The 22,479-nt window shown below is 71.5% G+C and carries 16 protein-coding genes, 1 pseudogene and 3 CRISPR repeat arrays; of the genes and pseudogenes, 15 read left to right on the top strand and 2 right to left on the bottom strand.

The features are described 5' to 3' along the window. Positions 1-229 precede the first annotated feature (229 nt). The 5 genes from ACZ5OX_RS35140 (at position 230) to ACZ5OX_RS35120 (ending at position 5,746) form a co-directional block, all read left to right on the top strand. Positions 230-1,006 carry a GntR family transcriptional regulator gene (locus ACZ5OX_RS35140; RefSeq protein ID WP_465635849.1) on the top strand — a complete coding sequence of 259 codons (777 nt, stop codon included), beginning with the start codon at positions 230-232 and terminating at the stop codon, positions 1,004-1,006. Continuing rightward, a complete protein-coding gene (locus ACZ5OX_RS35135) occupies positions 1,003-1,542 on the top strand; it encodes a GNAT family N-acetyltransferase (protein WP_465635847.1) in 540 nt (179 codons plus the stop codon). The genes ACZ5OX_RS35140 and ACZ5OX_RS35135 overlap by 4 nt, the downstream gene beginning before the upstream one ends. Positions 1,543-2,720: 1,178 nt before the next feature. After that, on the top strand, positions 2,721-3,956 hold the full coding sequence (locus tag ACZ5OX_RS35130) for a MarR family transcriptional regulator (RefSeq protein ID WP_465635845.1): 1,236 nt from the start codon (positions 2,721-2,723) through the stop codon (positions 3,954-3,956). Further along, positions 3,956-4,657 (top strand): DciA family protein, encoded by a 702-nt coding sequence (locus tag ACZ5OX_RS35125; protein ID WP_465635844.1) that lies wholly within the window; start codon positions 3,956-3,958, stop codon positions 4,655-4,657. The genes ACZ5OX_RS35130 and ACZ5OX_RS35125 overlap by 1 nt, the downstream gene beginning before the upstream one ends. A gap of 252 nt (positions 4,658-4,909) precedes the next feature. Further along, on the top strand, positions 4,910-5,746 hold the full coding sequence (locus tag ACZ5OX_RS35120) for a GIY-YIG nuclease family protein (protein ID WP_465635842.1): 837 nt from the start codon (positions 4,910-4,912) through the stop codon (positions 5,744-5,746). A gap of 22 nt (positions 5,747-5,768) precedes the next feature. Here the strand turns inward: ACZ5OX_RS35120 and ACZ5OX_RS35115 are convergent, their stop codons facing one another. Beyond that, the gene (locus ACZ5OX_RS35115) at positions 5,769-6,104 is read right to left on the bottom strand and encodes a hypothetical protein (RefSeq protein ID WP_465635840.1); all 336 of its coding nucleotides are present in this window, start codon (positions 6,102-6,104) and stop codon (positions 5,769-5,771) included. A 307-nt stretch (positions 6,105-6,411) separates the two neighbouring features. On the opposite strand from ACZ5OX_RS35115, the gene ACZ5OX_RS35110 reads away from it, so the two are divergent. From ACZ5OX_RS35110 to ACZ5OX_RS35065, 10 genes and pseudogenes are all read left to right on the top strand, one after another. Further along, positions 6,412-6,567 (top strand): hypothetical protein, encoded by a 156-nt coding sequence (locus ACZ5OX_RS35110; RefSeq protein ID WP_465635838.1) that lies wholly within the window; start codon positions 6,412-6,414, stop codon positions 6,565-6,567. 135 nt (positions 6,568-6,702) lie between these two features. Further along, positions 6,703-7,161, top strand: coding sequence for a hypothetical protein (locus tag ACZ5OX_RS35105; RefSeq protein ID WP_465635836.1), 459 nt, complete (start codon positions 6,703-6,705; stop codon positions 7,159-7,161). A gap of 268 nt (positions 7,162-7,429) precedes the next feature. Beyond that, positions 7,430-7,909, top strand: coding sequence for a hypothetical protein (locus ACZ5OX_RS35100; RefSeq protein WP_465635834.1), 480 nt, complete (start codon positions 7,430-7,432; stop codon positions 7,907-7,909). 452 nt (positions 7,910-8,361) lie between these two features. After that, a complete protein-coding gene (locus tag ACZ5OX_RS35095; RefSeq protein WP_465635832.1) occupies positions 8,362-8,766 on the top strand; it encodes a hypothetical protein in 405 nt (134 codons plus the stop codon). Between the two features lie 111 nt (positions 8,767-8,877). After that, positions 8,878-11,310, top strand: coding sequence for a tetratricopeptide repeat protein (locus ACZ5OX_RS35090; protein ID WP_465635830.1), 2,433 nt, complete (start codon positions 8,878-8,880; stop codon positions 11,308-11,310). 79 nt (positions 11,311-11,389) lie between these two features. Continuing rightward, positions 11,390-11,725 carry a hypothetical protein gene (locus ACZ5OX_RS35085; protein WP_465635828.1) on the top strand — a complete coding sequence of 112 codons (336 nt, stop codon included), beginning with the start codon at positions 11,390-11,392 and terminating at the stop codon, positions 11,723-11,725. Positions 11,726-11,782: 57 nt separating this feature from the next. Beyond that, the gene (locus ACZ5OX_RS35080) at positions 11,783-12,673 is read left to right on the top strand and encodes a DciA family protein (RefSeq protein WP_465635826.1); all 891 of its coding nucleotides are present in this window, start codon (positions 11,783-11,785) and stop codon (positions 12,671-12,673) included. 63 nt (positions 12,674-12,736) lie between these two features. Then, entirely contained in the window at positions 12,737-14,092 is a 1,356-nt protein-coding gene (dnaB, locus tag ACZ5OX_RS35075) for a replicative DNA helicase (protein WP_465635824.1), read from the top strand. A 360-nt stretch (positions 14,093-14,452) separates the two neighbouring features. Beyond that, a complete protein-coding gene (locus ACZ5OX_RS35070) occupies positions 14,453-14,629 on the top strand; it encodes a hypothetical protein (RefSeq protein WP_465635822.1) in 177 nt (58 codons plus the stop codon). Between the two features lie 617 nt (positions 14,630-15,246). Beyond that, a pseudogene (locus ACZ5OX_RS35065) lies at positions 15,247-16,452 on the top strand (IS110 family RNA-guided transposase). Here the strand turns inward: ACZ5OX_RS35065 and ACZ5OX_RS35060 are convergent. Continuing rightward, positions 16,445-16,927: a hypothetical protein gene (locus ACZ5OX_RS35060; protein WP_465635899.1), complete on the bottom strand. Its 483-nt coding sequence runs from the start codon at positions 16,925-16,927 to the stop codon at positions 16,445-16,447. The pseudogene ACZ5OX_RS35065 and the gene ACZ5OX_RS35060 sit on opposite strands and share 8 nt — an antisense overlap. Before the next feature lie 1,801 nt (positions 16,928-18,728). Then, positions 18,729-20,039: a CRISPR direct-repeat array (repeat unit 29 nt; unit sequence CGGCTGACCCCCGCGCCTGCGGGGAGGAC). A 367-nt stretch (positions 20,040-20,406) separates the two neighbouring features. Further along, a CRISPR array of direct repeats spans positions 20,407-21,108; the repeat unit is 29 nt; unit sequence CGGCTGACCCCCGCGCCTGCGGGGAGGAC. Between the two features lie 517 nt (positions 21,109-21,625). After that, a CRISPR array of direct repeats spans positions 21,626-22,387; the repeat unit is 29 nt. Positions 22,388-22,479: the final 92 nt, after the last annotated feature.

Genomic DNA, 22,479 nt, shown 5'->3' with positions numbered 1-22,479 from the left:
TGCCGTAGCCCGGCGGCGGGGGACCTCGTGGTTCGTCACCCCAGTGCCTTGGTGGGCCCCGGTCAGGTCGAGCATGCAGTTAGAGCTGGTGCAAGTTGCTTAGCTGGTACCTCTTGCGCAACTTGTCTGCACCAGTTGTAGAGTGATCGTGCACCAGCAGAGCGTCACTCGTCAAGCGATTGGGCACGACATGTATGAACCAGTTGCGCATGTAGGGCATGATGGCCCTATGAGAAAGCCGCTGTACCGCCAAGTCGCCGACGGGTTGCGCTCGGAGATCGACGCTGGCATCTACCCGCCGGGCGCGTCCCTGCCTTCCGAGCGCGAGCTGAGTGCCCGGTTCGACGCCGCCCGCAACACCGTGCGGCAGGGCTTGAATGTCCTGGTCACCGAGGGTCTGATCGCTCCGAGTCAGGGACGCGGCTACGAGGTCCGCTCGCACGACCTCTTCATCCTGGACGCCTCACGGTTCGAGAACCTGACGCTGAATGAGGACCAGGACGGCGACGCCTACTCGGACGAGGTGCGACGTGCCGGACGCCGGCCGCACCAGGAGTTCCGCGTCGAGTTGCAGCCGGCCTCGGACGAAGTTGCCGCCCGGCTGTCGGTCGAGGCCGCGTCCTCGACCGTCCTCCGCTTCTGCCTCCGGTACGTGGACGGTGTTCCTTGGAGCACCCAGGCGACCCACTACCCGGCCTGGGTGGTGAGTGAGGCCCCGCGGATCGCCGAACCGCAGGACATCGCCGAGGGTACGACGCGGTACCTCAACGGCTTGGGCTTGGAGCAGGTGCGCTTCCACGACACGTGGTCGACCAGGATGCCGACGCCGACGGAGGCCCGCGAGTTGCAGGTCGGGCCCGGGGTTCCGGTGCTGATCTGGTCGCGCACCGGCTTCACCAGCACGGACCGAGCCGTCCGCAGCACGGTAACCACCTTCCGCGGCGATCTGAACCAGGTCACGTACGACATCGACACGCGCCACACGCCGCCAGGAGACGCCCAGTGATCATCTCTCAAGCCCACCCATCGGACCTCGCGCTGCTTCTGGCGTTCCGTCGCGAGACTGCGCAGTGGCTCGCCGGCCGGGGGATCGACCAGTGGAGCAACCCCTTCCCCGAAGAGGTTCTGCTCGCGAGCATCGAGGCGGGGACTGTCTTCCTGGTCCACGACAACGGCACCGCGGCCGCCACGGTCACACTGGACAACAATCCGGAGCCCAACCTCTGGACCTCGGAGGAGCTCGCCGAACCGTGCATGCATCTGCACAAGCTGACGGTCTCCCGGGCCTACGCCGGACAAGGACTCGGCGGCCAGCTGCTCGATTGGGCCAGCGACCGAACGGCACGAGCCGGCGGTCGATGGGTTCGGATCAACGCGTGGACCACCAACGTGGGTCTGCACCAGTTCTGGCTCGGCCACGGCTACCACCACGTCCGCACGGTAAGCGGCGGGGGGATCGGCGGCCAAGGCGTCTCCGGCTGGCTGGCACAGCGCGAGGCGGCCTTCGCTGATCACGGGTTCGACGACCAGACTGCCATCTAGGCGCCGGGCCGAACTTGTCGGACATTCAGCTCGTTGGGACGTCAGATCGACACGGTGTATTCGCCGCTACTCTGCGGGTTGTCCACAGGGGTAGGCTGGCATCGTCTGTGATCCAAAACGACTTCGCCGTCCGGACCCGAGGGTCCGGACGGCGTTCAAGTGGAGCGGCGCCCGGCCAGGGGCCCGTCCCGGTCAACCACGTAAGGGGTGGTGACGTGATGCAGGGTACCCGCAGTGGCACCCCCTCATACGCGCGGCACCCCGCCGTGGAGTCGACCGGGAGGTCCCGGGTCTCGCTCCGGCGGGGTGCCGTCGTCGTGTGTGTGGCCGGCCACGGCGGCCCCCAAGGTGGGGGTGTTCCGTGACCTAGCCCTCGTCTGCGGCGCCTGACCGTTCCACGGGTCTAGCTCCGCTGGCCGCTCCCCCGGGTTTTCCACCCCGGATCAACGCGGCCTCCCTGCTGTACCTGCTCTCGGGCTTCCACACCGTTGAGCGGGCTTGCTGGAGATCGGCTGCCAACCGACCACACCAGCGGCACTACCTAGTCGCACCACAACCGGCCCCTTTCCAAGGGCCGCCTGTAGCACCCGGCCCCCGGCAAGGGGCCGCCGCTTCGGCCCTTCCCAGGGCCAACCGCAGTTCCGCAGTCGGGGCCTTTCCAGGGGCCTCGGCTGCACCCAACCCGCAACGCCCGGTCCGTGAGGAGAGGAGGTCGCCGATCGGTTTTCCGCCCCCGGGAGGGGGCTTGTTGTCCGGCCCCGAGGGGCCGATGCCGTCCGTCCCGCTGATGCGGGCCGGCCCACTGCCGTTTTGTACGTACAGAAGGAGGCTCTGCCATTTTGCAGCAGCTCAGGGGGCCTTTCCAGTCTTCCCCGCCCACGTTTGTCGATCTTGATGTCCCCGGTGCGGGCCTTGACGCGGATCCCGTCCTGCGGGATCCGGGCGTCCCACCCTCAGTTTCCAGGGGATTCGTTGAGGGACGGGTTGGCGGACCGGTTCTCGGACCGGCTGCCCGCAATCCCGGGACTGTGACGGACATCACTCGTCCGGGTGAGGGTGTTGGTGCCGCCGTGGACAGCCTGTCGGGTGTAGTTCCGGCCGCCCGGCTGGTTCTCGGCCAGCGGGGCGCGGGGTGGCAGTCCAAGATCCCCTCACAGCTGTCGGCTCGGATGCGGGCGTTGGTGGTCGAGGGTGCGGGGATGGAGCGGTACCGGGAGGGCGGTTCGGACGGCGGTTCCGGTGCCGGCCGGGACACCCACCGGGTCACCTCCGCGATCGCGTTCGGGTTCGCCCGGGCCGGGGCTGATCGGCTCGCGTTGCGGGACGTCCTGCTGACCTCGCCGGCCCCTGGCGGTGCGTTGCTGCGGGACCTGGCACGCGCCAAGGGACATGACCACGCCTCGAAGTACTTGGACCGGGTGTGGCGGCGTGCCGTGCGTGTGACGGGTGAGTCCGCACCGATCCGGGAGCGGCGGGACGCGATGGCGGCCCTGGCCGAGCGCCGGGTCACGGTGGAGGTGTTCCCGTGGGTGGGGCAGGCCGGGCAGACGGATCGGGCGAATCTGCTGTACCGGCTGGGCCTGTGTGAGCGGGCCGGCGGCATGGACCACGAGGTGTCTCAGCGTCAGCTGGCGCTGGGCATCGGGGTGGGGGAGTCGACGGTGAAGCGCTCGGATGCCCGTCTGGTGGCTGCTGGGTGGCTGTGGCGGGCCGAGCAGGGGAGTGCCGGGAAGTCCTCGAAGTGGGTGTTGGGCAGGCCCAGGCGGGCGGCGGCTGACGTTGTGTCGCTGGTTGACCCCAACCGCCAGGTAGGGCACGAGGCCCCCGGGTACCTGAATGGGGTCAACCGGCGACACACCCCCGCCACGACGCCTGCTGGCCCGTCCGATGCCTGCGCCGAGCTGGACTTCCGCCTCCTCTCCGATCTGGTGGCCAGGGACGCGTTCCGTGCCCGGGGACTAGGCAAGACCGCTGCCGAGGTGGTTGCCGCTCTCGCGTACCGGGATGGGCAGACCGCGGGGGAGCTCGCGGCCAGCACCCGGCGGCACCGTGCCACCGTCCACGCCCGCCTGGCCCGGCTCATGGAGCACGGCCTGGTCGTGAAGATGGGCGAGCTGTACTACCTGGCCGAGGGCCTTCTGGACAGCCCCGCGAAGCGCACCGAGGGCAGCCGCCTGCCGTCCTGGCAGCCCGTGGACCGGTGGGACGAGGTGGCCGCTGACCTGGGCGTTTTCGGCGCTTCCTACCGGCAGTGGTGCCTGTACGCGTTCGACCGGATCGCGGCGGACGAGGTGTACCGCCGGGTGCGCGAGCACGTCCGTCCGGCCAGGCCGGCCAACGAGCTCACCGACCAGGACTGGGAGTTCCTGAACCTTTGGAGCTCCGAGAATGCCGACTGGGTGGTGAGTGCCTGATGAGCCAGCCCGTCACCAGCGGAGCCGACCTGGCCCGAACCGCCCTACGAGCTGCTCGTAAAGCCGCCGCCAACCGCGGTGACACCCAGGTGAAGCGCCCCGCCGCCAGCCTGCGCCGCGCAGATCGGTGCGGTCGTGAGGCCCGGGAGCCGCAGCCGATCGCGGACGTGTTCGTCGCCCTGGTCGCCGCGCACGGCTGGACCCTCGGCACCGCCGGCGGAGGCCTGCGAGACCGCTGGCCCGACATCGTCGGACCCGACGCCGCCGCCCACTGGCACCTCGCCGGCTACGACCCGACCACCCGCCGCCTGCGCGTGACCGCCGACTCCCCAGCCTGGGCAGCCCAGCTGCGCCTCCACCGCCGCCGCATCCTCACCGACCTTGAGCAGCTGCGCCCCGGAACCGTCCGGGCCATCGACGTCCGCGTCGGCCCCGCCCCCGTGGTGCAACACGCTCAGGACCTCGACGACCGACCCACCCGCCGCGACGACCGGCCCACCACGCAGCTGGCCCTGCTCCCGCTCGCCGACCACCACGCTTACCAGGGCCTGCGCCGCCGGATGCGGGAGGACGCCGCCGCCCGCCAGGCCGCGCTTGACGAGGCCGCCGCCGAGCCTGCGCCGGTACTACAACCGGCTGCGCGAGCCCGAGGACGCCCACTGGCCCGCGGTCGCGGACTCCCCGACCCCGGACGCCGATGAACACGCCCGTCAGCAGCGCGAACGCCACCGCGCCGCTCTCGCCGTCGCCCGCGCCACCCGGGCCGGAGCGATCCTGCTGCGCACCGCCCGGCCGGCTCCGCCGCGGACCGGAGCTGCGTGAGCCGCAGCCGTTCTCGCTCGTTCGGGGAAAGCCGGGACAACGGCGCGGCGAGAGCGGCAGGGTGGCCGCGACAACCGTTCGCCGGCCCCGGCCCGGGCCGCACCAGATGATCAGTAGAGAGGTGATTTCGCATGAACGAACAAGTGGAGACATTCCCACCCTTAAAGCGGATCGTCTATGCGATCGGCAGCAGCGCCTCGCCGCTGGTGAAAATCGGCATCACGAAGAACTTGCCGAAGCGCTTGTTGCAGATCCGCACAATGTCCCCCCTTCCCCTATCGGTCATCTGGCAACACGAGACCGAGGACATGCAGCTCGAAACTAAGCTTCACCGGCACTTCGCCGACCGCAGACGACACGGCGAATGGTTCGACCTCAGCGGCCTCGTAACAGACCAGGCCCTGGACAGGGCGGTCCTCCGCCTGGAGTCCAGCCTGCCGACGCAACGATCCAACGATCCGGTAGAGCCGCCTAAAACGCCGGAGCTCGACAGCAATTCCCCCGACTGTAACTGTGGCCATTCCGTCCTGCGGCACTCAGGACCGAATGTCAAAAACAATCCGCCGTATCTATGCGCCGCAGACGACGGGTACGGATTCGACTGCATCTGCCTCGGATACGACCCGGAACCGATGACCATGGAAAAGTGGCTCAAGCTCCGGATTCGGGCAGACTACGCAGTCCATCATCCGGCCTTCCGATCCAAGGAAGTCCGTTTCACCTCACCATTACGTCCTGCCCTGGCCCGCGCCGTACTCAGTGACCCGAGTGCCCACCCCGAGGGCTGCGAGCTCGTCCTGCGGGACCTCGGCCTCTACCTCACTGCCCTCGACCTGATCGAGCGCAACGGCTCGACGAACGCAACCGAGATCGCCGAAGCGATCGGAGGCCGGCTGTCCGTCGAGGCTGTACGAGCCGACCTGAAAGCCCTTGTCAAACAGGGCTTCCTCCGCCTGGGCCCGGAGTAGAGAACTTCTTCAAGAGGCACGTTCAGGCTCCGTAGTCGCCGTACTCCACGACCTTCCACCCCTGGGGAACCTTCCGGACCTCGACCCCGGGGGTGAGCACCTGGTGCAGGCTGGAGCCGTCCTCCCAGTTGGTGAGCGTGCTGTGGACGGTCGCGATGATCGGCTCCTCCGTGTTGTCGAAGAGCACCACCGGCTCCAGCTCGGAGCTCATGATCGCGCCGGAGTCCTTCACGATCGGCAACCACCCGATCACCGGGACCACCATGATCATGTTGTCCGCCGGAATCCTGATCGCCACCCGCCACCCGTTCGGTGCCGCCACGAACCCCGCCAACCCGCTCTTCTCATCGTTCGTCATGACCACCACCTTGGCCCTACGCCCGCCCTTACGTCCCGGTCTTCCCCGCTTTCCCTGTCCGCCGTGAAGTCGACGGGGGAACCAAGGTCCTCGCCGAGCCCCCGGGCCCGCGCCGACAAGGCACCGTGCGACGACCGGCCCGCCGCGCAGCCGGCCCGGCACCCGCTCGCCAACCATCCCGCCTACCAGGAGCTGCGCCGCCGGATGCGCGAAGGCGCCGTCGCCCTCCTGGCTGCGCTCGACGAGGCCGCCGCCGAAACGACGGCGGCGAAGTCGCCGATCGGGGAGGGGCCAGGGGAGGACGGTCATGCCGTTCGACAAGCGGGACAAGGGCCGCAGCGCCTACAGGGCGGCCAAACCGGTCGCGGACATCGTGCGGGAGCAGATCCGGCGGTCCGCACTGCACGAGCGCCTACTGGAGGAGTACCCGGCCGTCGGAGATCAGGCCGGGGGCGGCGAGTAACAGCCGACCTCGCTACAGGCCCTGGTCGGCCTCCCCGTCACAGCGTCAACCGGGCACACGACGTCTCCCCGCTTTCGAGTGGATCACGGGTCCGAAACACGCCCAACGGCGCCGTCCACCGAGACCATGACCCGCGTGAAGATCCCGCACCTGTCTCTGCGCGTCACCGCAGGCGTCCTCGGCGCTCTGCTCCTCACCGCCTGCGCCACCCGGACGCCAGCCTCCCAGGAGGCCCGGCTCACGAAGGCGTCCGGCGTCGCGAACGTATCGGTCGTCATGCCGGAGGGCCTCTGGAAGGACACCAAGCCGTACCGGGACCTGGACAAAGTCGCGGTCGACCACCTCGACGGTGACCGGGGCGCCCGCGGCCTCGTCCGGGTCAACCTGACCGGCACCCAGGTGGTGACCTACATGAAGTACCTCGACGGCAACGCCCACCCCGCACCGGGCGACGACCGGTTGAACAAGCAGTCCTCCGCGCGGGTCTACGACGCCATCGGCGGCGCGCTGGACACCATCAAGCCCGCCCGCACGGCCGGCGAACCCGCCCCCGAGGTTCTGATCGACGACACCCTGGCCACCACCGCACCGTAGCCACAGCCGACGTAGGCCCCGGCCGGCACCGCCACCCCGGCCGGCACCGCGGCCGCTGGCCACGCCTGAGGCGGCCACGGACCCGTCAGCCCCGCCAAAACGACCGGCCACCATCGGACAACCCGAACCAGCCACCGGCCGGGCCGGACGAGCGGACCCACGCCGCCACGGACGAACGTCAACGGCACCCTGGTTGAAACCGCACCTTCGAGTGGATCACCGCGGCGTGTCGTGCCCGGCCGGGCCGCAGCCCGCGACCATGACCCGCGTGAAGACCATCCGCCGCGCCCTGCGCGCCTCCGTCCCGCTGCTCACCGCCGTGTTCCTGACCGGCTGTGGTGCTGGGACCCAGTCCCCGCCGTCCCACGATGCCGCGCTGACCAAGGCGGCGGGGATCGGCACGATGTCGATCGTCTGCACGGCCGACATGTGGGACCGGACCCGGCCGACGAGTCTGAGCAAGGTGGACAAGCTGCCGGCGGAAGGGGAACGCGGGAGCCGGGGTCTGGTGAAGGTCACGTTGACCGGCTCCCAGCTAGTCGACTACCTGAAGGAGCTGGACTGGAACGGCCACCCCGGCTGGAATGCCGCAGAGGGAGGGGAGCATGGGCACCACGACGAGCAGATCGCCCGCCGGATGTACGACGTTCTCGCTCCCGCCGTGACCCGCGTCAGGAACGCGCGCTCCGCCGCGGACCCGGCACCCGAGGTCCTGGTCGACGACACCCTGGCCACCACCGCCCCGTAGCCGTGGAACCCTGGCGTTGGCCGAGGCCTGCGACGGGCTTCCCGGCCCCGGGACTCGGCCTCGGTCAATGGCCCGCGCCCTGCTTCGACCCTGCGGCTGATCGGCGCCGACCGTCCCGCGCGCTACGACGGCCCCTGCTCGCGCGGGAGCACAGTGCCGGCGTGAACTGTGCACCCGCCGACCGCGCTTGGCCTCCGGCCAGGACTCATCGCAGCGGACTTCCTGTACCGCAAGATCAGCGCTGACGTGCGGGCGAGTGCGACCTGACTCGAGTCGGGTCCGGCGGCCGCCGGGGCAGCCGGAGGAGCAGCGCGTCGGCGGTCGGGGTGCAGTGCTCCGTGGCCGAGGTCCGGCGCGGTGGGACCCGCTCACCCCGGCGCGTCCACGTGCGAGGGCCTCGTCGTCCAGCACGCCCAGTTCACCGTCGCCGACCGCCTGGAAGAGGTCCGCCCATGAACCCCCACACGCAGTACGGCCGGCCCCGGGCCGGCTGGATGGCCTGTGCCAACGGGGCCGCAGCCCTTGGCATCCTGACGCTGGTCCCGTCTCTGCCCTCCCTCCACCACCTGGCCGTGGTCTGCGGCTACGCCGGGACCATGGCCTGGGCGTGGGTCACGCTGCCCACCGGCCTTGCCGTCGCCGGTCTGTTCTCGGTGATGCTGCTGGTCTCGCTCGGGTCCAAGGTCGGGGCGTGGCCGCTGGTCACGCTCACGCTCGGGTTCGCCGTGACGGTGGGCGCCGATGGCTACGAGGGTGCCACGGCTGCCATGGGGACGGTCATGGCCGTGTTCCCGCTGGCCACCATGGCGGTCATCCTGGCCACCGACCGCGCCGTCCGCGCCGGGGTGGCCACGTGAGCGCGCGACAGCCGAACAGCGTTCGTGCCCGGCCCACCCTGGGCCGCCACCGCCGAGATTGACACCGCTGTCTCCGACACCACGACTACACCCGCAGGGGGGAACTCAATCATGGAAAAGCACCCGCCCAAGAAGGCCAAGCAGGCACCACCGCTGTCCGCCGACCGGGGACGGCAGACCGTCGGGGTCTCCGCTGCCGGGCACCCGGCTGACGGGGACGTCATGCCGCCCCTGGGCACGAGCAACCGTGTGGCCGACAGCACCGTTCACGGCGGTGTCTACCAGGCCGGTCACCTGACGGTCATCCAGAATCCGGTTCCGCCGGGCACGGCCGAGGGGGACAGTCTCACGCCGGGGGCTTGGCAGTCGTGGCCCACCGTGGCGCAGTTCGAGGCGCCGGCCGCCGGCGTGCGCCCGTACCGGGAGGACGACTGCCACTCGCTGCCCGACTACGTGCCGCGCGACCGCGAGCAGCAACTCGCCGATCTGCTGGAGCGAGCCGGCGCCCGGGGCGGCATGGTGCTGGTCGCCGGGGAAACCGCGAGCGGGAAGTCCCGCCTCGCTCTGGAGACCGCCCGCCGCGTGTTGCCCGAGCACCGCGTGTGCCAGGCGCCCCCAGGCGGTCTGCGGAGGGCGATCACCGCGGTGTTGCACTGCCCCAAGCCCCTTCTGTGGCTGGACGGCATCGAAGAGCACGACCGGCTGCAGGCTTTCGACCTCGCCGAACTGGTGAACCACCGTATCCCGGTCCTCGCCACCATCCACCTGCGGCACCTCTCGCCCTCGGCCGTTTCCCGCGACGCAGGTGGTGGGGCCACCGGCGCGGTGCTGTCCACCGCGGCCCTGAAGCACGTCTCGGTCGTCCACCTCGACCGGGTCTGGAGCCAGGCCGAGATGCAGCGGGCCCGGACCTGCTCCGATCCGCGCGTCCGCTCCGCGGCCGAGCAGTGCACCGGGCAGGGGGTCAGCGAATTCCTCGCGGCGGTCCCCGAACTGGGGAGGGAGTTGCGGGTGGCCTGGTGCGTCGGCCGCAACCCCAGAGGAGCCGCCATCGTCCGCGGCGCCCTGGACCTGCGCCGCACCGGACTGCGAGGCCCGCTGTCAGAGGACCTCCTCATCCGGACGCACCGCTACCACCTCGCCGACGCCGGCGGCGACGAGCGGCTCCCCGAACCGCTGGAGGACGCGTTCGCCTGGGCCGACGGCGTTCGGGTCGGGATGACGAGCCTGCTTCCGCGCGCCACGGGCGGGGGGCGCCTCCCTTTTCCCGGCCTGCCCGACGACGTCGCGGCGCAGCCCAGGCAATCCGTCCACCCACTGGTGTGGTTCGACGCACTCGCCAGTGCCGGGGACGCGCGAACGGCCTGGACCGTGGCCTCCAGAGCGCAACGAAAAGAGCCGTGGATCGCCGCCGGGTTGTGGCGAGGTCTGCGTGAGGCCGGTCTCATGCAGGTGCTGTGGCATCAGGCCGCTGCTCTGATCCAGGACGGGCGTGGTGAGGAGTCCCTCCGGTTCCTGAGGGAGTACACGGATCCCACCGATGCCTTCGCGAGGCTCCTCGCCGCCCTGGCCCTGAGCGAGCTCGGCCGCCTGGACGAAGCCGAGTCGGCGTGCCGCGAAGCCCACAGGCTCGGCAATGCCGACGGCCTCGCCTACCTGGCCGAGATCCTGGCTCAGCAAGGACGCCTCGATGAAGCCGAACGCGAGTACCGGCGCGCGGCCCGGGCCGGAGCCCGCAACGCCTGGTTCAACCTGGGCGTCCTGCGCGCGGACCGCGGCAAGACCCACCAGGCCATCAACGCCTACATACAGGCCGTCGCCGCCGGCGACCTGGACGCCCTGGGGAACCTCGGCCGGCTCCTCGCCGACACCGGGAAGACCCGATCCGCCACAGCGGCACTCCGTAAGGCCACCGACCTCGGCGACCGCGAAGCGCAGCTGACGCTCGCCAACCTCCTCAAGCGCCAGGGCCGAACCCGCGAAGCCGCACAGCACTACCAGCAGCTGACCGGGCACGGCGATGCCCGGGCCTGGATCAACCTCGGCAACCTCCATGCCGACAGCGACCGGCCGGCCCAGGCCGAGCACGCCTACCGGCAAGCCGTCGAAGCAGGCCTTCCCATCGCGCACTACTACCTGGGACGCCACCTGGCGGCCGGGCAGCGCTGGCACGAGGCCGCACCGTACCTGCGCAGCGCCATGCAGACGGGCACGGTCGAAGCGGCCTTCTGCCTCGGCCAGGTGCTCAGCGAACTGGGCCAGACCCAGGAGGCCAAGACCGCTTTCAGCACCGCCGCGCGAGGTGGCCTGCCGCTCGCCGCCGTCGGCTTCGCCGCGATCGCCGACGATGGCGATGCGGACGAGCGCCGTGCCCTGCTCGACCAGGCGGCCGACAGTGGAGACCCTGACGCCATGCTCCTGGTGATGGTCGACTGTGAACAGGCCGGCGACCGGCAGCGGGCCGGGGCTCTTCGCCGACACTTGGCCGACTGCGGGGACCCGCTAACCGCCGCGTTGCTCACCTCGGTTGCCGCAGCATGCTGAACCGACCGGGCCAGCGGGTGCGCTCCACGGCCGGTCGACCCGGCTGCGGGCGAGGCCCTTCGACGGCCGGTTCCCGCTCGTGCTGTACCGGCACGCCGGCGAGCCGATGATGCCCACCGCCCACATCACCGCACTGCTGCGCCACGTCGCCGAGACGGTGCGGATGCAGCGGGTGCGGGGCGAGGCGACGCTGGTCCCGGTGACCACCGCCCGCATCTACGACGCCGTGGTGAACTACGCCGCCGGTCTCGACACCGGCATCGCCGCCGCCGACACGACCGGCGAGTCCGACGCCCCGGATTTCGACCGAGCCACGACGGACGAGCTCGCGCTGGCCGAGCTCACCGCGGCCTACCTCGCTGGCGGCGCGCCCACCAGAGGCCCGTCCGTTCTGGTCCGCCGGGCTGCGAACTGACGCCCCTGGCCCGTGGGCCGGATCGCCTGGCCAGTTCTGTGGGCGGGGCGCCGGCGGATGGACCAGGATGTGTTTATGCAGGCTGATGGGGGTGGCGGGGGCGATCTCGCGAGGGATCTGTTGCGGGCGATGCGGCGTCGCGCCGGGCAGAGCCGTTATGTTCCAACCGGGTCGGTTGGTCGTGGGCCGTTGAGGCGGCCCTTCGGCAGCGAGCCGCTGGTGCTGGCGGAGCTGGTCGAGGAGTCCATGTCCGACCGGGGCTGGGTGATTCCGCCTCTGGCGGTGATTCGGGCCCGCTGGGCGGCGATCGTGGGCCCGGACATCGCCCGGAACCTCGTCCCAGAAGAGCTCAGTGAGTACTCGGGCGTCCTGCGTCTGGTCACGGCGTCGAAGGCGTGGGCGAGCCAGATGCAGTTCCTGGAGCGGCAGCTGCTGGCGAGGCTGCGGCACGAGCTCGGAGATGCGGCCCCCAGGGCGCTGCGGATCACGGTGCGGGGTCCTTCCGGTGGTCGGCTTCGCGCGGTGGGTCCTCGGGCCGAGGAGCCGGCCGTGCAGGTTCCCGTGTCCCCGGCGGGCGCGCGGCCGTCGGCGGAGGACGACTTCCCGCTGGTTTGCGAAGCGGAGTTCGCGGAGGTGTTCCCTGAATCGGCGTTTCCTGAAGGGGCGTACGTTGTGGGGGAGGCCGGGGCGGAGGCGGGTTCGGTGGACCGGGGCAAGGTCGTGCGTGGGCGGCTGCGGGAGCGGCTGGCGTTGCAGCGGGCCGAGGAGGAGCGGCGGCGGTGTGAGCGGGAGGATCTGCTGCGGTTGCCGCGCGGGTGGCTGGACGGGCCGGCGAACCTGAATCCCCGGCCGGTGCCGGAGCTGGGCCGGGCGCGGTGGGCGGGCGCGGTGCTGGCCGCAGCTCGGCTCCGTGCAGCTGCGGACCGTACGGCGGGCGGGGCTGAGTAGAGTCTGGGGACTCCAGAAGACGCAGGTCCTTCGGGGTAGAGCACGGTGAGCGAGGGGGCGTTTGTGAGCGGCGAGGCGAGCGGGCTCGGACCTGATGGGACGGCAGCATCGCGGCAGGAGGAGGCGGAGCTCCAGGACGAGCGCGATCTTCTCAGCGCGATGACGAGGTCGCGGGCCGTGGTCGCGGACGTGTTGAACATCGTCGGCGCCGGCGACTTCCGCAGTCCGGCCCACGGCCTGGTCTTCCTCGCGGTGCTGGAGGCGTACGCGGGGGACGGGCCGCTGGATCCCGCCGCGGTGTCGGCGGCGCTGGCGAGCAGGGGCGACCTGGAGGCCATCGGCGGCGGCGCCACATTCGACAAGGTCACGTCGGCCGACTCGCGTGCGGGCCGTGCGGTCAAGCGCGCTCACCGGGTCCGCCAGGCGGCCGTACGTCGGCGGCTGACCGAGGCGGTCACGGCCATCGACCATGCGGTGGCCTCCGACGCTCCGATCGACGACGTGATCGACCTGGCCGAGAGCGCCGTGCTCTCGGCCACCGACCCCGACCAGGTCCTCGAGGTGCCGCCGTTCTGCGACGTGGTGGAGGGAGCTCTCGACGAGATCGAGGCGTTCGACTCCCGGGCCGGCCAGGTGTCGGGTGTTCCCACCGGCTTCGCAGACCTGGACGCCCTCACCAACGGCCTCCAGCCCGGCCAGCTGATCGTCATCGGCGCCCGGCCGGCGATGGGCAAGAGCACCCTGGGGCTGGACCTGCTCCGGGCCTGCACGATCCAGAGCAAGATGTCGGCGGTGCTGTTCACGCTGGAGATGGGCTGCAACGAGGTCTCGATGCGGGTCTTCAGCGCGGAGGCGAGGATCGCACTCCACCACATGCGCTCAGGCAACATGACCGACGACGACTGGACCCGCCTCGCCAAACGTATGCCGGACGTGTCAGATGCACCCCTCTACGTCGACGACTCCGCGCGCACCCTCACCGAGATCCGGTCGAAGTGCCGGAGGCTCAAGCAGAAGCGCGACATCAAGCTGATCGTCATCGACTACGTCCAGCTCCTCGACTACGGCCTGCGCCAGTTCTCAAGCCGCTACGAGGAGATCAACGAGATCTCCCGGCACCTGAAGCTGATGGCCAAGGAACTGGACATCCCCGTCATTGCGATCTCCCAGCTCAACCGCGGACCCGAACAGCGCACCGACAAGAGGCCGCAGACTTACGACCTCCGGGACTCCGGCACTCTCGAGGACGACGCCGACATCCTCATTCTCCTCCATCGTGAGGATGCCTACGAGAAGGAATCCCCGCGCGCGGGCGAGGCTGATCTGATCATCGCCAAGCACCGCAACGGCCCCACTGCCACCATCACTGTCGCCTTCCAGGGCCATTACTCCCGCTTCGTCGACATGGCCCGGGACTGACCCAGCCCCGGGGCCTCGGGCCCGGCCCGAGGCCCCGCTCTCTCCCGAGCGTCGGCGACCGCGACGCCGAGCGGCCGACGCCGTCAACGCCGTCCTGGCCTGGAGGCTCCAGCGCCCGGCGATCCTGTCCTTCGACCACCACTACCGCGCCGTTCTCGTCCCGAAGAAGAAGCCGGCGATCGAGGTGTTCCCGGGCAGGGTCGGCTGCTGACCCCCGCGCTCGCGGGGGGAGCTGACAGTCCCCGAGATCGGGCGCGCGATGAGCGGCTGACCCCCGCGCTCGCGGGGAGGACGTCTCCACCACCAAGGCTGGAGCTGGGAGTACCTCCCCAGCGAGCAGCACGTCACCGCCGGCGACAAATGGCGGCCGAACTCGTCCGCGCCGCCGAAGCGCTCTACCTCGACGGCACCTCTTACCAGGGCAGCGGCGAGCCGATGCGCTACCTCGACATCGCCGGCGGCCTGCTCGCTTACTACGTCGTTCCCCGCCTGGAACTCGTCGTCGTCTGCCAGGTCACACCACCACCGACACACTGACCCCCACGGGCACGGGCAGGACCGGTGGGGCTGCCCCCGCAGGCGCGGGGAGGACGAGAATAAACTGACCCGCCCGTCCTTGGCTGACCCCCGCGCCTGCGGGGAGGACGCCACGCTGGTTATTGACCTTGAACGTCCCGCCGGCTGACCCCCGCGGCGCGGGGAGGACGGAGGCGAACCAGCGCAGCCTCTGGAGCACGTCGGCTGAGCGGGGGAGGACCACCAGCGCACCACCGCGCTGGAGGGCATGGGCGGCTGCCCCCCCGGGGCGCGGGGAGGACGCCCTGTGGATAACTCCGGCATTTGGCTGCCGCAGCTGACCGCCGCGGGCGCGGAGAGCACGGGCGCGCGGTGACGGCCACCATCTGCCGGGCCGGCTGCCCCCCCGTTACCTTCTTCGTGGGCCCGCAATGGGGCTCCCGGCCTCCGGTCCGGCATGACTGTTCCCCCCTGTAGTTCGCATGATCCGGGGGGTGGTGTCACCGGCTCGGAGGCATCGGTAGACCGCTGATAGAGGCAGGACCACCAGCGCGCTGGGAGGCTCTTCGTAACGTGGATGCCGGCAACTGGTGCCACGCCAACGAGGCCGGGACAGCACGACCTCGTAAGGGAACAGCGTGATCGACACCGGCGATGTGGACGTCTTCCTCGGCCTGGACGTCGGCAAGGGCGAGCACCACGGGACCGCGGTGACCCGGGCGGGCAAGCGGGTCTTCGACAAGCGGCTGCCGAACAGCGAGCCCAAGATGCGGGCCGTACTGGACGAGCTCACCGCCAAGCACGGCACGGTCCTGGTCGTCGTCGACCAGCCCGCCTCCATCGGCGCCCTGCCGCTCGCGGTCGCCCGGGACGCCGGCTGCCGCGTCGCCTACCTGCCCGGTCTGACGATGCGACGCATCGCCGACCTCTACCCCGGCGAGGCCAAGACCGATGCCCGCGACGCCTTCGTCATCGCTGACGCCGCCCGCACGATGCCGCACACCCTGCGCGGCATCGAGCTCACCGACGAGACCGTCGCCGAGCTGGAGATGATCGTCGGCTTCGACGACGACCTCGCCGGCGAGGCGACCCGCGTCGCCAACCGCCTGCGCGGACTGCTCACCCATTCCACCCGCACCTGGAGCGAGTGCTGGGGCCCAGGATCGACCATCCGGCGGTGCTGGCCCTGCTGGAGCGGTTCGGTTCCCCGGCCGCCCTGCGCAAGGCCGGACGCCGCCGCCTGCTCGGCGTCGCCCGGCCCTTGGCCCCGCGCATGTTCGAGCGCCTGGTCGAGGAGATCCTCACCGCGCTCGACGAGCAGACCGTGGTCGTCCCGGGCACCGAAGCGGCAGCGCTGATCGTGCCGAGTCTGGCCGGCTCGCTGCGGGCCGTCCTCGACCAGCGCAAGCTTCTGGAGAAGCGCATCCAGGAACTGCTCGACGAGCACCCGCTCTCGAAGGTCCTCACCTCGATGCCAGGCATCGGCACCAGGACCGGTGCCCGCGTCCTGATCGACGTCGGCGACGCAAGCGCGTTCCCGACCGCCGCCCACCTGGCTTCCTACGCCGGCCTCGCCCCCGCGACCCGCAGTTCCGGCTCCTCCATACGCGGCGAGCAACCCTCCCGCCGGGGCAACAAGCAGCTGAAACGGGCGTTCTTCCTGGCCGCGTTCGCCTCGCTCGGCGACCCAGCCTCCCGGGCCTACTACGACAAGAAGATCGGCCAGGGAAAGCGGCATACCCAGGCACTCCTCTGCCTGGCCAGGCGCCGGGTCGGACGTCCTGTTCGCCATGCTCCGCGACGGGACCTTCTACGAGTCCCGGCCGGCCACAGCGGTCAGCTGAAGTGCGGATCCGCCAGCGGCACCACACGGTCGGCCTCGACATCGAACCCTAGAACTGGGTGGAGCGGGTCAGACTCCGGAGTCAACGTCACCGGCTTGCCAAGGCGGCGCCCGATCGCCCGCAGCAGACGGCACAGCAGATTGACGCCGTCCTGGCTGCGCAGCTCCCGCAGATCAACATCGAAGTCGATCGAGCCGGCCTCATACGCCCGGAAGATCACCAGGAATCCAGTGGCAGGCCAGACTTTCAACACTGCGTCGGTGCCCTCGCTGCGAACCAGCATGTCCGCAGCCCGCGGCAGCCGAACAGCGACACCATCCTCGGAGTACTCGCACGACCACCCCTGCGAGCGCACCAGATCCAGCACCGCCTGCCAGTCCTCGACCGAGGTGTCTGCGACCTGGGCATCCGGCAGCGCCCCCATCAGGTCAGGGTCGAAGAAGTTCCGGACGTCGTCCCACAGCAGATCTGGCATCCCGACATGCTGCCTGTCCGCCCCACCCGAATGCAGCCCGATTTCCTTGACGAACCCCATAGAGGCACCCCCCGCGGGCGCGGGGAGGACCCCCAACGGCAGGAGGGCCCACAGCCCGAAGTGGCTGACCCCCGCACCTGCGGGGAGAGCGGAGATCCGCAGGGCGGGGAGAGCGGAGCGGCGGGCTGACCCCCGCGCCTGCGGGGAGAACATCGCCAGCAACCAGCACAAGCACAACGGGGGCGGCTGACCCCCGCGTGCGCGGGGAGGACGACTGCGAGGAAGCGGGTGTAGCAAAGGCACCCGGCTGACCCCCGCGCTCGCGGGGAGGACGCGCTGATCAGGGCCCGTGGGCCTCCGCGGTGCGGCTGACCCCCGCGCCTGCGGGGAGGACGCCTCGGCCAGGGTCGTGCCGAACTTCTCCCACGGCTGACCCCCGCGCTCGCGGGGAGGACGACGGCCGGGTGCAGGTCCTGGGCGTGGCCGGCGGCTGACCCCCGCGGGCGCGGGGAGGACTCGGCCTGTTTCGGCCGCCACCAACAAGCTGACCGGCTGACCCCCGCGGGCGCGAGGAGAACAACGCCCGGTGATCCTGCGCGGCGTCGAGAGCCGGCTGACCCCCGCGGGCGCGAGGAGAACAACGCCCGGTGATCCTGCGCGGCGTCGAGAGCCGGCTGACCCCCGCGGGCGCGGGGAGGACGGCTCAGGAGAGGAGAGGGTTGTCGGATTTTCCATCCCGGCTGACCCCCGCGCCTGCGGGAAGGACGCGGCCAGCTCGTCATGCACGGTGCGGGTCTGCGGCTGACCCCCGCGCCTGCGGGGAGGACCAGCCGAAGCCGGGTGAGATCCGGGCCCGCGCCGGCAGACCCCCGCGCGTGCAGGGAAGACCCGGGGGCGCCGATCCATTCGCGCCGCTCGGACGGCAGACCCCCGCGCGTGCGGGGAAGACGCACCGGAGCCCTTCCGGTGAAGTTCCGGAACCGGCAGACCCCCGCGCGTGCGGGGAAGACTCGAGACCGGCCAGGGCTCGGGTAACGGTGTCCGGCAGATCCCCCCGCGTGCGGGGAAGACGCCTTCGGCGCGATGCGGGGCGTGTGGCTCACCGGCAGACCCCCGCGCGTGCGGGGAAGACGTGCGCGGCGTGCGCAGCACCCACTTCGAGGACGGCAGACCCCCGCGCGTGCAGGGAAGACCTTCGCGACCTGCACCGTTCTGATGACTTTGCCTTTCTTGACCATCCTGCCGAGGAGCAGAAGTCAGGCGGGGCTGTTGAGGTGTCAAGGAGCAGCGCTCATCGTGGCAGACGTCCACGACACCGCGCTCCGCGATCATCGCCGAACGCCCTGGGCAGCGCTTGAGTCGGTGTGCAGAGACGGAGCCGAGGGAAGGAGCCACCGTCAAGGCCTGCAGCACCGTACGACGGCCGGCCCCGAGAACAGACCGACCCCCGCGCCTGCGGGGAAGCCCCTCGACCCCACTACGAGTCCCACCGACCACGCGGCTGACTCCCGCGCTCGCGGGGAGGACAACAGCTAATTGGGAGCTGCGACGTGCGACACCGGCTGACCCCCGTGCGTGCGGGGAGGACTTGCCGCGGCCCCACCGACAACCACCGAGAGCCGGCTGACCCCCGCGCCTGCGGGAGGACTCACCACGGCTGTTCTTGCGAGGGTAGGCGCCCGGCTGACCCCCGCGGACGCGGGTAGGACGCCATCAACACCCCCGGCCGCAATCCCGGCTACGGCTGACCCCCGCGGGCACGGGGAGAGCACCTCTCGGACGGCCCTGTTCAGGTCCCGGTCCGGCTGACCCCCGCGCCTGCGGGGAGGACGCCAGCCACTCGGCGAGCCGGGTGTTCGGCGTCGGCTGACCCCCGCGCCTGCGGGGAGGACACGTCCCGATCAGCGGCGCCGAGCGCGTCCAGCGGCTGACCCCCGCGCCTGCGGGGAGGACTCCGGGTCCACGCCGGAAATCTCAGCAAATCGCGGCTGACCCCCGCGCCTGCGGGGAGGACGGGTCGTCGGGCAGGGCCATCTCCTTCTCGATCGGCTGACCCCCGCGCCTGCGGGGAGGACACCGGCGACATGCGCCGGATCTCCCCGAAACGCGGCTGACCCCCGCGCCTGCGGGGAGGACGGCAGTCGCCGCCATCGGCCACCCCGTCAGGTGGGCTGACCCCCGCGCCTGCGGGGAGGACAGAAGGTCAAGGCGCCGCAGCCCGAGGCGGTGCGGCTGACCCCCGCGCCTGCGGGGAGGACGAGAGAACGGCATGGAGTACACCGCCGAGGCGCGGCTGACCCCCGCGCCTGCGGGGAGGACGCCCTGTCCGCTCCGAGGGGCGTGTCCTGAGCCGGCTGACCCCCGCGCCTGCGGGGAGGACCGCGCCAAGGGCCACGACCATGCGGTGCGGTACGGCTGACCCCCGCGCCTGCGGGGAGGACTGCAAGGGCGAGGGCCACGGCACGGACGTGCGCGGCTGACCCCCGCACCTGCGGGGAGGACCGATTTCAAGCGCACGATCTGACCTGCGGGTTCGGCTGACCCCCGCGCCTGCGGGGAGGACGAGGTCCTGGGAGTCGTCGATCACCAGGGGTGCGGCTGACCCCCGCGCCTGCGGGGAGGACGGGGCCCCCCTCGCAAAGGGCAAGAAGCTCACCGGCTGACCCCCGCGCCTGCGGGGAGGACCTCGGCTACCAGGCCTCGTTCAGGCCGCACGACGGCTGACCCCCGCGCCTGCGGGGAGGACCCGAGGGGCCCCGCAGCGACGTGCGGAGCCCCCGGCTGACCCCCGCGCCTGCGGGGAGGACCGCGAGAGGGCGTCAGAGAGCCTCTGAGGCTTCGGCTGACCCCCGCGCCTGCGGGGAGGACGTCACGCCGTCGCAGCGCCTCGCGCAGCCGCCCGGCTGACCCCCGCGCCTGCGGGGAGGACTCACCCGCCCGCCCTACCTCGACAAGCGCGACCGGCTGACCCCCGCGCCTGCGGGGAGGACCCGCCGCCGACGCCTGGTCCACGTCACCATCGCGGCTGACCCCCGCGCCTGCGGGGAGGACGCTGGACCGACTGGACCCTGCACACCGACACCCGGCTGACCCCCGCGCCTGCGGGGAGGACCCCTTCGCGACCTGCACCGTTCTGATGGCTTTGCCGCTTCTTGACCATCCTGCCGAGGAGTAGGAGGCGGGCTGGCCTGTTGAGGTGTCAGGGAGCAGCGCTCATCGTGGCAGACGTCCACGACACCGCGCTCTGCGATCAGGTCGAAGGCTCGGGGAGCGCTTGAGCCTGCGTGGACCGGGACGGAGCCGAGGGGAGGAGTCACCGTCAAGGCCTGCAGCACCGCACGACGACCGACCCCGAGGGCAAACCGACCCCTGCACTCGCGGGGAGGACGGGTGGGAGCGGCCCAGGCGCTCGCCGGTAGCCGGCTGATCCCGCGCTCGCGGGGAGGACATGCGCTGGGCCAGCGGCTGCCCGCCACCGTTCGGCTGACCCCCGCGCTCGCGGGGAGGACTGCTGGGCCTGCTCGGCCTGGTCCGCGCGCGCCGGCTGACCCCCGCGCTCGCGGGGAGGACCAGATCGCCGCACTGCTCGCCGAGATGCACCTCGGCTGACCCCCGCGCTCGCGGGGAGGACCAGATCGCCGCACTGCTCGCCGAGATGCACCTCGGCTGACCCCCGCGCTCGCGGGGAGGACCGCTCCCAGAGCCCGTGGATCAGCCACAACGCCGGCTGACCCCCGCGCTCGCGGGGAGGACGCGCATCCCGATGCCGAGCCGGAGCGCCTCGTCGGCTGACCCCCGCGCTCGCGGGGAGGACTACGTTGTCGACCGGCCCGGGTTGGACGCCGCCGGCTGACCCCCGCGCTCGCGGGGAGGACACACTCTCCAGGCCGGCAGCCTGGAAGTCGACCGGCTGACCCCCGCGCCTGCAGGGAGGACAGGGTGACGCCACGACACCGCAGATCACCCGCACGGCTGACCCCCGCGCCTGCGGGGAGGACACGACGGCCACCACGCCGATCACCCCCGGCCACGGCTGACCCCCGCGCCTGCGGGGACGACCCGACCGGCCGATTCAGCTCGCCCGCCTCGAACGGCTGACCCCCGCGCCTGCGGGGAGGACGATAAGGGGGTGCATGGTGCACCAGATTGCGACGGCTGACCCCCGCGCCTGCGGGGAGGACCCTTCGCGACCTGCGCCGTTTTGATGGCTTTGCCGTTCTTGACCAGTCTGCCGAGGAGCAGGAGGCGGGCTGGCCTGTTGAGGTGTCAAGGAACAGCGCTCATCGTGGCAGACGGCACGACACCGCGCTCTGCGATCACGTCGCAGGCTTGGGCAGCGCTTGAGCCCGCGTGGACCGGGACGGAGCCGGGGGAGGAGCCACCGCCAGGGACTGAGCACCGCACGACGGTCGGCCTCGAAGACGAAATCGGCGAAGTCCACGGTGGCGGGCTGGCCGATCTTCACGCTGTTCGCGGCCGCCGGGATCGCACCGCCCGCGGCGGCGCCGCCGGCGGTGGCCCCCGGGGCCGCGCCACTCTGGGCCGGGGCAGCGCCGGTGGCGCCGCCGGTGCCGGCCGGAGTGTCCGCGTTGTCCGGTCCGCAGGCCGCGAGCGACAGGGCGGTGGCCGCCGCGAGCGCGGCGAAGGTCAGCTTGGTGGTGTACGAACGCATGGTGCGCAGCGGTCGCCGCGACATGTACGGCTGACCCCCGCGGGTGCGGGGAGGACACGATCAGCGTCACGTACGGGTCGTAGTGATACGGCTGACCCCCGCGGGTGCGGGGAGGACGACGAGACGCTGGAGTACACGGCCGGCAGCACCGGCTGACCCCCGCGGGTGCGGGGAGGACACCATCACCCCGAGCGCGATCCGCATCTCCACCGGCTGACCCCCGCGGGTGCGGGGAGGACCCCTCATCGCCCTGCCCCTGGTGACCGGCCCCCGGCTGACCCCCGCGGGTGCGGGGAGGACGGCCCGTACCGCAGCGCCCGGGTCGCGATGAGCGGCTGACCCCCGCGGGTGCGGGGAGGACGCACCCCAGCGGATAGTGGGCGCCTGCAGAGCCGGCTGACCCCCGCGGGTGCGGGGAGGACCACCGTGCGCCGGTCGGTGTCGAGTCGGCCGGTGGCTGACCCCCGCGGGTGCGGGGAGGACCTGGACCTGTGGGTGCTGGTCCTCAGCGTCACCGGCTGACCCCCGCGGGTGCGGGGAGGACCCCCGACGGGTGCCGGCCTTTTTCGCGGGCGCCGGCTGACCCCCGCGGGTGCGGGGAGGACCCATGAACGTACAGGTTCTGCGGCGGGTGCGACGGCTGACCCCCGCGGGTGCGGGGAGGACAGGCGGAGTCCCCGCGCGCCGGAGAGATCGAACGGCTGACCCCCGCGGGTGCGGGGAGGACCCATGAACGTACAGGTTCTGCGGCGGGCGCGGCGGCTGACCCCCGCGGGTGCGGGGAGGACCCTTCGCGACCTGCGCCGTTCCGGCAGATTTGCCATTTCTTGACCATCCTGCCGAGCGACTCGGTCCGGACCGGCCAGTAAAGGTGTCAAGG

The sequence above is a fragment of the Kitasatospora sp. NPDC032121 genome, from assembly GCF_055580145.1.
Note: the sequence above shows the minus strand (reverse complement) of the source record. Positions and strands in the feature narration are given on the sequence as shown.